Origin of the sequence: Pseudomonas sp. SMN5, assembly GCF_052041925.1 — a bacterium.
Taxonomy (GTDB): domain Bacteria; phylum Pseudomonadota; class Gammaproteobacteria; order Pseudomonadales; family Pseudomonadaceae; genus Aquipseudomonas.
Genome location: NZ_JBKGGX010000001.1, coordinates 382,300 through 394,797 on the forward strand (window position 1 = coordinate 382,300; position 12,498 = coordinate 394,797).

General features: G+C 62.5%; 7 protein-coding genes. 6 read left to right on the forward strand and 1 reads right to left on the reverse strand.

Going from position 1 to position 12,498, the window contains the following annotated elements; genetic code table 11:
- Positions 1 to 223 precede the first annotated feature (223 nt).
- From ACLEJR_RS01560 to hemN, 3 genes are all read left to right on the forward strand, one after another.
- Entirely contained in the window at positions 224 to 667 is a 444-nt protein-coding gene (locus ACLEJR_RS01560) for a CopD family copper resistance protein (protein WP_440792464.1), read from the forward strand.
- Positions 668 to 762: 95 nt separating this feature from the next.
- Positions 763 to 2,136 carry a coproporphyrinogen III oxidase gene (locus ACLEJR_RS01565; protein WP_440811732.1) on the forward strand — a complete coding sequence of 458 codons (1,374 nt, stop codon included), beginning with the start codon at positions 763 to 765 and terminating at the stop codon, positions 2,134 to 2,136.
- Complete coding sequence (gene hemN, locus ACLEJR_RS01570; RefSeq protein ID WP_440811734.1) at positions 2,133 to 3,521, forward strand: oxygen-independent coproporphyrinogen III oxidase; 1,389 nt, start codon at positions 2,133 to 2,135, stop codon at positions 3,519 to 3,521. The genes ACLEJR_RS01565 and hemN overlap by 4 nt, the downstream gene beginning before the upstream one ends.
- A gap of 184 nt (positions 3,522 to 3,705) precedes the next feature.
- On the opposite strand, the gene ACLEJR_RS01575 is transcribed toward hemN, so the two are convergent.
- Complete coding sequence (locus tag ACLEJR_RS01575; protein WP_440811737.1) at positions 3,706 to 6,363, reverse strand: excinuclease ABC subunit A; 2,658 nt, start codon at positions 6,361 to 6,363, stop codon at positions 3,706 to 3,708.
- A 195-nt stretch (positions 6,364 to 6,558) separates the two neighbouring features.
- Here ACLEJR_RS01575 and ACLEJR_RS01580 point away from each other — a divergent pair, with 195 nt between their 5' ends.
- The 3 genes from ACLEJR_RS01580 to nosZ all read left to right on the forward strand — a co-directional run bounded on the left by ACLEJR_RS01580 (position 6,559) and on the right by nosZ (position 12,466).
- On the forward strand, positions 6,559 to 8,028 hold the full coding sequence (locus ACLEJR_RS01580; protein ID WP_440811740.1) for a hypothetical protein: 1,470 nt from the start codon (positions 6,559 to 6,561) through the stop codon (positions 8,026 to 8,028).
- 297 nt (positions 8,029 to 8,325) lie between these two features.
- The gene (gene nosR, locus ACLEJR_RS01585; RefSeq protein ID WP_440811742.1) at positions 8,326 to 10,494 is read left to right on the forward strand and encodes a transcriptional regulator NosR; all 2,169 of its coding nucleotides are present in this window, start codon (positions 8,326 to 8,328) and stop codon (positions 10,492 to 10,494) included.
- Between the two features lie 82 nt (positions 10,495 to 10,576).
- Positions 10,577 to 12,466: a TAT-dependent nitrous-oxide reductase gene (gene nosZ, locus ACLEJR_RS01590; protein ID WP_440811797.1), complete on the forward strand. Its 1,890-nt coding sequence runs from the start codon at positions 10,577 to 10,579 to the stop codon at positions 12,464 to 12,466.
- The last annotated feature ends 32 nt before the right edge of the window (positions 12,467 to 12,498 follow it).

Genomic DNA, 12,498 nt, shown 5'->3' on the forward strand with positions numbered 1-12,498 from the left:
CTGTGGGAGCGAGCCTGCTAGCGATTGCGGTAGGCCAGACAATTGTGTAGTGACAGTCGGACGCCATCGCGGGCAGGCTCGCTATCACAGAGGGGCCGGGCGGTGGCATTGCCGTAGGGGTTTCCTCCCAGTGAAAGAGTGGGCTTCCTTGATTGGCATCAACCGCCATCAAGGGCCAGCGCATTAGGCTGATGCGAAAGCACCGAGCGCATCCGAGAACCCCATGAGCTATCCCCTGTTCCTGACCCTGCATCTGTTCGCCGCGCTGGTATTCATCGGCACGGTCTTTTTCGAAGTGCTGTTTCTGGAAAGCCTGCGCAAGCAATTGCCTGCCAGGATCATGGTGCTGCTGGAGCAGGCCATCAGCCGACGTGCACGGCAATTGATGCCATGGGTGCTGATGGTGTTGTTCGGCGCGGGGGTAGGCATGGTCTGGCTGCGGTACTGGCCGTTACTGCTGGCGCCTTGGCAGTCATCCTTGGGTTTGCTGCTGGTGCTCAAGATCGGCTTGGCGGTCAGTGTGCTGGGGCATTTTCTCTGGGCCATGTGGCTGTTCAGGCGCGGACGGATGAGCGCCCGGCATGTGCACATCATTCACACCAGCGTGTTCCTGCACATGGTGGCGATCGTGCTCCTTGCCAAGGGCATGTTCTACATCGCCTGGTAGCGGGCGGCCCCTGGTTTCATGGCGCTTGATGCAGGTCAAGGTGCCCGGGCGGGTTACGACGGACACTGTCGCCGCGCAGCCATTCGGAGATTGCCATGTTCGATCTTTTTCACACCCTCGGCGAACGACCCTCGGGGTGCGCCCCTGTGGTGGCTGATGTCGATTGCCCGGTGGGGACGCGTCGATTCCACAGTGGCATCGGCTCGCTGGACCTGCTCAGAGGCTTGCGCAACAGTCGGCAGAAGCGCCGGCCGCTGTCCCTGGCAGTCCATCTGCCGTCCCGCCTGAGATTGGCGTCGTGCTCGACCCTGGCCAGCGATTGCCGTTGCGGCGAAATCGACGGCTATCTGCAACGCCTGACTTATGAGCTGGGGCTGGTGGGCTGTCATCTGGGATCGGGCAGGCGCGTCGAACAATTCTGCCTGACCGGCGGCACTCCGGTGATTGCGCACTTGCAGCGGTTGATGGGCGACCTGCGCAAGCGTTTCGATTTCTGCGAATACGACAGCGGCGATCACAGCATCGAAGTGGACCTGCATCACACCGACTGGTCGACCATGGGCCTGATCCGCGACCAGGGTTTTACCCATGTCAGCATCGGCGTGCCGGACATTGGCCTGGACAGCGATCTGTCCGTCGACTGCTATCAGAACCCCGCGCCGATCCATTCATTGATCGATGCAGCGCGCACCTTTGGTTTTCGCTCGATCAATGTCGATCTGGGCTACGGCCATGCCTGGCAGACGCCCGCCAGTTTTGCCCTGAAGCTCTCGACCTTGATCGAACTGGAACCGGATCGGCTGCGGGTGTTCGACTATGCCTGCGCACCGTATCGCTATCGTTCGAAAGACGCCGGGGCTGCGGCGTCGTTCTGCAGTCAGGCGGACAAGGATGCGATGCGCCGCATCTGCTGTGAGCAGCTGATCGGCGCCGGTTATCACTACATCGGCCTGGGGCAGTTCGTCAGGGCCGACGATGACCTGGCGGTCGCCCAGGAGCACGGGCGCCTGCACCGCAACTGCCAGGGTTTTACCCGCCACGGTTGCTGCGATCACGTCGGTCTGGGCCTGTCGGCGATCACCCAGATCGAGCATTTGTACGTGCAGAACACCGACGACCTGCACCAGTACTGCCAGCAACTGGACGCCGGGCAATTGCCGGTGCGTCGGGGCTGGCGCTGTGAGGCTCAGGACCAGGTCAGGGCCACCGTGACCGAACAATTGTCCTGTGACCTGGAGCTGGACATCCCGGCCATCGAGGCGCGATACGGCCTGGTGTTGCGCGAGCACTTCGCGCCCATCTGGCCGGTGCTCGAAGCGCTGCATGACAAGGGACTGATCGAAATGTCGAGCCGTTTCATCGGCATCCTGCCGGCGGGGCGTTTGAGCGTGGATGCGATCTGCAGCCTGTTCGACCCGGATCTGCTGGACGCCACTCCACACCCTTTTGAAAAGTTGAATCCTGCATGAACGCTGTTTCTACATTCGACCGAGCCCTGGTGGAAAAATACGACCGCCCCGGTCCGCGCTATACCTCGTATCCGACAGCTCCGCAGTTTCACCAGGCGTTCGCCATGGATGAATACCGACAGGCGGCCCAGCGCAGCAACCAGGCGTCAGTGCCCAAGCCGCTGGCGGTGTACATCCATATCCCGTTCTGCCAAAGCCTCTGTTATTACTGCGCGTGCAACAAGATCATCACCCGCAAGACTCATCGCGCCGCCGAATACTTGAGCTATCTCAAGCGCGAGATTGTCCTGCAGGCGGCGCTGTTCGATCGCTCGCGCAAGCTGACGCAACTGCACCTGGGCGGGGGCACGCCGACCTACCTGACCCACGCGCAATTGGCCGAGCTGATGGATTGCCTGCACCAGCATTTCGACATGGATGACAGCGACGAGCATGAGTTTTCCATCGAAGTCGATCCACGCACCATTGACGCCGAACAGGTCCGTGGCCTGCGGCGGTTGGGCTTCAATCGCCTGAGCTTCGGGGTCCAGGATTTCGATGCGCAGGTACAGGCTGCGGTCAATCGGCTGCAAAGCGTCGAACAAGTGGCCGAATTGATCGCGGCGGCCCGTGAGGCGCGCTTCAAGTCGATCAGCGTCGATCTGATCTACGGCCTGCCGCTGCAAACCGTTGCCAGCTTCGACGTCACCCTGAGCAAGATCATCGCCCTGCGTCCGGACCGGATCGCGGCCTACAGCTATGCGCACCTGCCTCAGCGGGTGCGGGCACAGCGGATGATCCGACCCGAAGACATGCCGCCGCCGGAGCGCAAGCTGGAGCTGCTGGAACTGACCATCGACCGGTTGACCGCTGCCGGATATGCCTACATCGGCATGGACCATTTCGCCCTGCCGGAGGATGAGCTGGTGGTCGCCCGGGCCCAGGGCACCCTGCAACGAAACTTCCAGGGGTACTCCACCCATGCCGACTGCGAACTGATTGGCCTGGGTGTGTCGTCGATCGGCAAGGTAGGCGACAGCTACAGCCAGAACGTCAAGGAGCTTTCCCAGTATTACGCCCGCCTGGACCAGGACCTGCTGGCGGTGCAGCGCGGCTATCGTCTAAGCGCCGATGATCGTGTAAGGCGCGAAGTCATCAGCGAGCTGATGTGCCATGGGCGAATTGACTTTGCCCGGATCGAAGCCGTACACGGTATCCGTTTCAACGAATACTTTGCCGATGCGCTGGAGCGGCTTCAGGAGCAGGTGGGTGATGGGTTGCTGGATATCCACACCGATGCGCTGGTGTTGCGGCCCCAGGGGCAGTTGATGATGCGCAGTGTGGCGATGGCGTTCGATGCTTATCTGGTGGGGGATCAGACAGTCCAGTATTCGCGGACTGTTTGAAATGGATAATATGACCCACCTGTGGCGAAACCGCTCTTGTGGCGAGGGAGCTTGCTCCCGCTGGGCCGCGCAGCGGCCCCCTCTGCCGGGTAGAACTGTTCGACTCGGTGCACCGCAGTGGCTGGCTTGTGGGGCTGCTTTGCAGCCCAGCGGGAGCAAGCTCCCTCGCCACAGGGGCCGATTTTCAGCTTGGGGTTTGTAGGGCTCGTTGCAGAAAAGCGGCCGTGCGGCTCTCAGCTGATCTCGCCACCACCTCTGGAGCGCCGCACGCCACGACTTTCCCGCCCTGGGCGCCGGCGCCTGGGCCGATGTCGATGACCCAGTCGCTCTGCGCCACCACCCGCATGTCATGCTCCACCACAACCACCGTATGACCTTCATCCACCAGGCGATTGAGCTGCACCAGCAAGCGATCCACGTCCTGGGGATGCAATCCGTTGGTGGGTTCATCCAACACATACAAGGTCGCGCCACGGGCCTTGCGCTGTAGCTCCGTGGCCAGCTTGATGCGCTGCGCTTCACCGCCGGACAGTTCGGTGGCGGGTTGACCGAGGCGCAGATAGCCCAGGCCAATGTCTTGCAAGACCTGCAAGGTGCGCCGGGCCGCAGCCTGCTCGGCGAACACTTCCAGCGCCTGGTTCACCGTCAGTTGCAGCACTTGGGAAATATCCAGGCCTTGCCAGGTCACCGCCAGGGTCTGCGGGTTGTAGCGCGCACCGTGGCAGGTCGGGCAGGGCGCGTACACGCTGGGCATGAACAGCAATTCGACGCTGACGAAACCCTCGCCTTCGCAGGTCTCGCAGCGGCCCTTGGCGACGTTGAAGGAAAACCGCCCGGCATCGAAGCCCAGGGCCCGGGCCTGCTCGGTTGCGGCGAACAACTTGCGCACGTGATCGAACAGCCCGGTGTAGGTGGCGAGATTGGAGCGTGGAGTACGTCCGATAGGCTTCTGGTCGACCTGGACCAAGCGCTTGATGACGTCCAGCCCGGCGGTGACGACGCCGCCGCTGGTTTGCACGGGTTCGTCTTCCAGGCTCTGCTCCTCGGGCTCGGCGTTGGCGCTGGCCTGGCCCAGATGGGCACCGACCAGGTCCAGCAGCGCCTGGCTGACCAGGCTGGACTTGCCGGAGCCCGAGATGCCGGTGACCGCCGTGAAGCAGCCCAGGGGAAAGGCCGCGCTGAGGTTGTCGAGGTTGTTGCGGGTGATGCCTTCCAGGCGCAGCCAGTCCTTGGGTTCGCGGGGGCGGCGCCCGGCAGCCGACTGCTCGGCAAAGAGAAAGGCGCGGGTCCGTGATTGCGCTACGTCAACCAGGCCTGTTGGTGGACCGCTGTAGAGAATTGTCCCGCCTTGTTCACCCGCATCAGGGCCGACGTCGATGAGCCAGTCGGCGCGGCGCATGGTGTCCAGGTCGTGCTCGACCACGAACACCGAATTGCCCGCCGCTTTCAAGCGTTGCAGCGCTTCGAACAGCGCTTCGCTGTCCGCCGGATGCAGGCCCGCGGAGGGCTCGTCGAGCACGTAGATCACGCCGAACAACTGGGAGTTGAGCTGGGTTGCCAGCCGTAGGCGTTGCAGCTCGCCGGAAGACAGCGTAGGCGTGCTGCGCTCCAGGGCCAGGTAGCCGAGGCCGAGATCGATCAGGGTGACGATCCGTTCCAGCAGCTCGGCGGCGATGCGTTGCGCGGCCAGGCGTTTTTCCAGTGACAGGTTCGGCGTGTGGCGGGCGTCCGGTCCGCCCGCATGCGGGTTCTCGCCCCGGGCCGCGCGTTGCTCACGGGCCTCGCGGGTCTGCTGGTGCGTAAGGACTTCGCCCGGTTCTTCGGCCTGTTCGAGGTAGGCCGGCGCCAGCACCCCCTTGAGCACCTCGGCCAGGTCCAGCAACGGCAGTTGGGACAGTTCAGCGATGTCCAGGCCGGCGAAGGTCACGGTCAATGCCTGGCGCTTGAGGCGCTTGCCCTCGCAAGCAGGGCATGGACTGGCGCGCATGTATTGCGCCACGCGCTTGCGCATCTGGGCACTTTGCGAATGCATGAACGTGTGCAGCAGATAGCGCCGGGCACCGCTGAACGTGCCCTGGTAGCTGGGCTCGAGCTTGCGCTTGAGCGCCGCTCGGGTCTGCGCCGGGGTCAGCCCGGCGTACACCGGGACGGTGGGCGTTTCTTCGGTGAACAGAATCCAGTCGCGCTGTTCCTTCGGCAGGTCGCGCCAGGGAATGTCGACGTCATAACCGAGGGTCACCAGGATGTCCCGCAGGTTCTGTCCTTGCCACGCCATGGGCCAGGCCGCCACGGCGCGCTCACGAATGGTCAGTGACGGGTCCGGGACCATGGACGCTTCGGTCACTGCATAGACCCGCCCCAATCCATGACACTCGGGGCAAGCGCCTTGTGGCGTGTTGGGCGAGAAGTCTTCGGCGTAGAGCATCGGTTGGTCGGCCGGGTAACTGCCGGCGCGGGAGTAGAGCATGCGGATCAGGCTCGACAGGGTGGTGACGCTGCCCACCGAAGAACGTGCGCTGGGCGAGCCGCGTTGTTGTTGCAGGGCCACCGCCGGCGGCAGGCCTTCGATGCTGTCCACGTCCGGCACGCCCACCTGGTCGATCAGGCGCCGTGCATAGGGCGCCACCGATTCGAAGTAGCGACGCTGGGCTTCGGCGTAGAGGGTAGAAAACGCCAGCGACGACTTTCCGGACCCTGACACGCCGGTAAACACCACCAGGGCGTCGCGAGGAATATCGACGTCGACGTTCTTGAGGTTATGTTCGCGGGCGCCGCGCACCCGGACGAAGCCGGTGCCTTCAGGCTGTTGAGGAGTGGCAGCGGGGCCTGAGCGTGAGGGCATGGCGCGTTCCTTGTGGGCATCTGCTTTGGCGCGTTGAGTTCGGCGGTGCAATGGCGCCAATTGAAAATGGAACCTGGGTCACAGCGTTGACAAGTATGCGACCGGCTTCATCCGTTCTCGTGCAAAAAAAATTTACTCCAGGGGCAAGAGATGAGAAAAGCTTTCCCGGTTTTCTCCCTGGATACGGACTTCCCCATGCCTCGATCAAAGCTGTTCACTACTCTGTTTGTCGCGCTGCTGGGCGGCGCCGCGCTGTGGTACATGTGGATCCTGACCAGCGCCAAGCTGGAGTGGGGCGGTGCCAGTCCCGACCAGCAACAACTGGGCACGGTGCAGGATACCCGGATGCGGGCAATGACCCAATATTGCACGGGCGTGGTCGTGACCGGGCAAGGTACCTGGCTGGTCGGGCGCCTGAATGGTGATGCGAGCCAGTTGAACCCCGCGGCCGAGGTGGTGAACCTCGATACCGTGGTCTATGGCAAGCCGAAGGCGCCGCAATCATCCGGGATTTACGCCCATTTATTCGTACCCGAGGAGGAGGAAACCTCCTTCATTTCACGCCTGGATGCTCAAGGCCAGTTCCAATTGGTGGCCCACGTCAGCGGCGCGGCTTGCCTGGTCGCCAGCCCGGACGGCGCCAGCCTGTTCCTGCTGACCGGGCTCGACCGGCCTGAAACGGCAAGCGCCGAAGGCATCAACCAGACCGTGGTGCTTCGCAGCGACGACCAAGGCAAACACTGGACCTGGTTGACCAAGGGCTGGTTCGCCGAAGCCGATTATGTGGCCTGGAGCCTGAAACCGTATTTCCACAACGCGGATGAAGTCTGGGCCTGGGGACGACCGGACGCTGCGCAGGATGACAGCGGCGAAGCGACTCCAGGCGCCGTGTCCACCGGGGTCTTTTACTCAGCCGATCGTGGCATGAACAGTACTGCGATCATGGCATCCGAGTCGTTACTGGTGCCCGCTGCGTCAGTGCATGAAAAACATCCGGACATCACTCAATGGCACACCGACCGAGGCGAGCACGGGGAGGTGCAGACCAATGTCCTGCAACTGGACGCCCGGCAAGCATTCATCTGGGTGTCCCAGCGTTTTTGGGCCAGCAACCCTGACGGCGTCGGCAACCATCTTGCGTTCAACCTGACCACTCGCGCCCGACTGCAACGCGAGGAGGGGCCATGGCGAGTCGTCGAGATCCAGCGTGACGACAACCTGTACGTCTCCAGGCTGATCCAGAACGATGCCGGGAAGGTCATCGGCCTTATCGACCAGGGCAACCAGGGCCGCGACGTCGTCGCCGAACTGGATACCACTGCGCTGGCCTGGCGCACCCTGGGTGACCTGCCCAGCGTGTTTTCGCCCCTGCCATCGGCAAGCCAGGTGCGCGGGACAAACTTCTGGGTCGGGCAGAACAGCCTGCTGGTCAACACCACCAGCGCCCACCAGCCGCCGCGCTGGCTCTACTGGTGGGCGGACGTGAACATCTCGGCTGACGGGGTGTTCTACTCCAGGGACTGGGGCCAATCGTGGACACGCCTGGACATTGATGGCTACCTGGGCATCATCGGGTTCCAGCCGGACCAGGATCGGGTGTTCTGGGGCAACGGCAATTGGTACGACAACAATGATGGAGGGCTTTACTCCTATGGGTTGCGCTGACGATCGCCGAGCTTGGAGGTCGGGACTGACCCAATCCTCTGTGGCGAGGGAGCTTGCTCCCGCTGGGCTGCACAGCAGCCCCAAGGCCAGGCGCCTCGGTGAATCGGATAGAACGCGTTGAGTCTGCATGGGGAGCGCTTCGCACCCCAGCGGGAGCAAGCTCCCTCGCCACGGCGCCTGAGTTGCTGGGGCTGATGTGGGGAACTCAGTTTTTTGCAAGTTGATTTCAATCAAGGGCCGCTGAAGGGCAGGCTCCTACCATGAGCGCCAAGTTCCTGCCTACAAGCCTTGGCGTCCATGACCCTTTCCTTTGCAATGCTGCATCCCTCCCGCTCCTGGCTCCATGGCCTGTTCGCACTCCTGCTGACATTCACCAGCCTCGCCCAGGCCAGGGACTACGGCGACATCCAGCAGCAACGCATTCATCATGTCCTGAACCGGACCGAGACGATTTCCGAGCCCGATGGGCGCTTCAAGGTGCGCACCTTGTCGGCGGAGGGCAAAGTCCTTGGGTATGTGTTCCAGAGCCTGGACGTGGTGGACATTCCCGCTTACTCGGGAAAGCCGATCAACGTCCAGGTGATTCTCGATCCGGCCGGGGTGATTCTCGATGCCTACGTGCTGGAACACCATGAGCCGATCCTGCTGATCGGCATCGCCGAAGAGAAACTCCACGCCTTCAGTGCGCGCTACAGCGGCATCCAGGTCAATCAAAGGGTCGTCGTGGGACATTCCAGCGACCCGAATGCGGTGACGGTGGATGCGATTGCCGGTGCCACCGTGACGGCGATGGTGGTCAACGAAGTGATCATGCGCGCGGCCCATGACGTCGCGGTGTCCCTGGGCCTGGTCAAGAGTGATTCAGCGGTGGCAGTGGCGCCGGCCCGGATTCGCGAAGAGGTCTATCAGGCTGCCGACTGGAATACGCTGGTCGGCGATGGTTCGGTGCGGCGCCTGCATCTGACGCGTGGCCAGGTGGACGATTCCTTCAAAGGCACCGAGGCCGAGCAGATCGAAGTCGCCAGCGCCGGGCAGAGGGACGATACCTTCATCGACCTGTACCTCACCCAGCTCAACCCGCCCACCGTTGGCCGCAACCTGTTGGGGGAGGCGCAATATCGCACGCTGATGGCCGCGCTCAAGCCCGGCGAGCAGGCCATCGCGGTGATGGGCAGCGGGCGCTATTCCTTCAAGGGCTCGGGGTATGTGCGCGGTGGGATTTTCGACCGGGTGGTGTTGCGCCAGTTCGGCGACACCATCAGCTTCCGCGACCTGGATTTCCAGCGCCTGGATGACGTGGCCCTCGATGACATGCCGGCCTTCGATGAAATGGCGATCTTCATCATCCGCGCTTCCCATCGTTTCGATCCCGGTTCGCCCTGGAGCCTGGAACTGCTGGTGCGGCGTCAGACCGGGCCGGTGAGCGGCACCTTCAGCAGTTTCGAACTGGCCTATCAACTGCCCGAGGCCTACCTCGAACGGCCATTGCCCAGCGCCGCGCAACGGGCAGCGGCCGAAGAGGCCAGCCGGCCGCTGTGGTTGACGCTGTGGTATCAGAAGAATGTCGAGATCAGCGTGCTCGGCGTGGCCCTGTTGGTCCTTACGGGCATCCTTTTTTTCCAGGACGCGCTGGCCCGCCGGCCCAGGCTCCTGCACTGGGTGCGCCGGGGTTACCTGGTGTTCACGGTGGTATTTCTTGGCGGCTATGGTTTGGCCCAGCTGTCGGTGATTAACGTCTTGACGTTCGTCCACGCGTTGTTCGAAGGTTTTCGCTGGGAACTGTTCCTCACCGATCCGCTGATATTCATCCTTTGGGTATTCACCGCCGCCAGCATCCTGCTGTGGGGGCGTGGTGTGTTCTGCGGCTGGCTGTGTCCGTTCGGCGCGCTGCAAGAGCTGATCAACGAACTGGCGCGCAAGTTCAAGGTGCCACAGTACGAGCTGCCGTTTGCGGTTCACGAGCGCTTGTGGGCCATCAAGTACATCATCCTGCTGGCGTTGTTCGGCGTGTCCCTGGAGTCCATGGCCACCGCCGAGCGGCTGGCCGAAGTCGAGCCATTCAAGACCGCTATCACCTTGAGGTTCGACCGCCAGTGGTGGTTCGTGGCGTATGCCGCCGGCCTGCTGCTGATCAATCTGTTCACCCGCAAAGTCTATTGCCGCTATGTCTGCCCGCTGGGCGCCGCCCTGGCGATGCCGACGCGCCTGCGCCTGTTCGACTGGCTCAAGCGTCGCAAGGAGTGCGGCAACCCCTGCCAGTTGTGCGCCAAGGAATGCGAGATCCAGGCGATTCATCCTGATGGCCGGATCAACGCCAACGAATGCCATTACTGCCTCGATTGCCAGATGACCTGGCACAACGAGAACAAATGCCCGCCGCTGATCAACAAGCGCAAGAAGCGCGGCAAGGCGAGTACGACCGATGGGTCATTGATTCCCGTGGTGCAGGTGCCGCCGACGCCTTGAGGCGCCCTCAGGCCTGTCCCCCTGACCGATTCATTCTTGATGGAGCATTAGCATGAACGACAAGAACAACGACACCACCGACATGGCGCCAGAACCCAGGGGCGTAAGCCGACGCAGCTTCCTCGGCACGGGCGCGGTGACTGGCGCGGTACTGGCCGGCGCCACGGCACTGGGCGCCGGGACGTTCACCCGCGAATCCTGGGCCGCGGCGGCCAAGGAAGCCAAGTCCAAGATCCATGTCGCGCCCGGCGAGCTGGATGAATACTACGGTTTCTGGAGTGGCGGCCATCAGGGTGAGGTGAGGGTGCTGGGGGTGCCGTCGATGCGCGAGCTGATGCGCATTCCGGTGTTCAACGTCGACTCGGCCACCGGCTGGGGGCTGACCAACGAAAGCAAGCTGATTCTGGGGGACAGCGCCAAATACCAGAACGGCGACTGCCACCACCCGCATATTTCCATGACCGATGGCAAATACGACGGCAAGTACCTGTTCATCAATGACAAGGCCAATTCCCGGGTCGCGCGCATTCGCCTGGACATCATGAAGTGCGACAAGATCCTCACCGTGCCTAACGTGCAGGCGATCCACGGCCTGCGCCTGCAAAAGGTGCCGTACACCAAGTATGTGTTCGCCAACGCCGAGTTCGTGATCCCGCACCCCAACGACGGCCGTACCTTCGACCTGCAAGACAAGAACAGCTATACGATGTTCAACGCCATCGACGCCGAGAAAATGGAGATGGCGTTCCAGGTGATTGTCGACGGTAACCTGGACAACTCCGACGCCGACTACACCGGCAAATACGCTGCGAGCACCTGCTACAACTCGGAGAAAGCCTACGACCTGGGCGGCATGATGCGCAACGAGCGCGACTGGGTCGTGGTGTTCAACATCCCGCGGATCGAAGCGGCGATCAAGGCCGGCAAGTTCATCACTCTCGAAGGCTCCAAGGTGCCGGTGGTCGATGGTCGTAAGACCGATGGCAAGGACTCTGAATTCACTCGCTACATTCCCGTGCCGAAGAACCCCCACGGGTGCAATACCTCCTCCGACGGCAAATATTTCATCGCCAATGGCAAGCTGTCGCCCACCGTTTCGATGATCGCCATCGACCGACTGGATGACCTGTTCGCCGGGCGCTACAAGGACCCGCGCGAGGTGATCGTCGCTGAGCCGGAGCTGGGCCTGGGCCCGCTGCACACCACCTTCGACGGACGCGGCAATGCCTACACCACGCTGTTCATCGACAGCCAGGTGGTGAAGTGGAACATGGACGAAGCCATCCGCGCCTACAAAGGTGAGAAGGTCAACTACATCAAGCAGAAGCTCGATGTGCAGTATCAGCCCGGGCATAACCATGCGTCCTTGACCGAGACCAGCGAGGCCGATGGCAAGTGGCTGGTGGTGCTGTGCAAATTCTCCAAGGACCGCTTCCTGCCCACCGGGCCGCTGCACCCGGAGAACGACCAACTGATCGACATCTCCGGTGAAGAGATGAAACTGGTGCACGACGGCCCGGCGTTTGCCGAACCCCACGATTGCATCCTCGCCCGACGGGACCAGATCAAGACCCAGAAAATCTGGAACCGCAACGACCCGTTCTTCGCCCCAACCGTGGAGCGAGCCAAGAAGGACGGCATCAATCTTGAGACCGACAACAAGGTCATCCGCGACGGTAACAAGGTGCGGGTGTACATGACCTCCATGGCGCCGGCCTATGGCCTGACCGAGTTCACCGTCAAGCAGGGCAACGAGGTGACGGTCACCATCACCAACATCGACCAGATCGAGGACGTGTCTCACGGTTTCGTCATGACCAACCATGGCGTGAGCATGGAAATCAGCCCGCAACAGACTTCGTCCATCACCTTCATCGCCGACAAGCCCGGCCTGCACTGGTACTACTGCAGCTGGTTCTGCCACGCCCTTCACATGGAAATGGTCGGGCGCATGCTGGTTGAAAAAGCCTGAGCCGGCGGATCTGGGAGACTGCAATGACCGGA

Coding starts and splice junctions, on each gene's coding strand:
- ACLEJR_RS01560 (WP_440792464.1), top strand. CDS start 224: ATGAGCTATCCCCTGTTCCTGACCCTGCATCTGTTCGCCGCGCTGGTA.
- ACLEJR_RS01565 (WP_440811732.1), top strand. CDS start 763: ATGTTCGATCTTTTTCACACCCTCGGCGAACGACCCTCGGGGTGCGCC.
- hemN (WP_440811734.1), top strand. CDS start 2,133: ATGAACGCTGTTTCTACATTCGACCGAGCCCTGGTGGAAAAATACGAC.
- ACLEJR_RS01575 (WP_440811737.1), bottom strand. CDS start 6,363: ATGCCCTCACGCTCAGGCCCCGCTGCCACTCCTCAACAGCCTGAAGGC.
- ACLEJR_RS01580 (WP_440811740.1), top strand. CDS start 6,559: ATGCCTCGATCAAAGCTGTTCACTACTCTGTTTGTCGCGCTGCTGGGC.
- nosR (WP_440811742.1), top strand. CDS start 8,326: ATGACCCTTTCCTTTGCAATGCTGCATCCCTCCCGCTCCTGGCTCCAT.
- nosZ (WP_440811797.1), top strand. CDS start 10,577: ATGGCGCCAGAACCCAGGGGCGTAAGCCGACGCAGCTTCCTCGGCACG.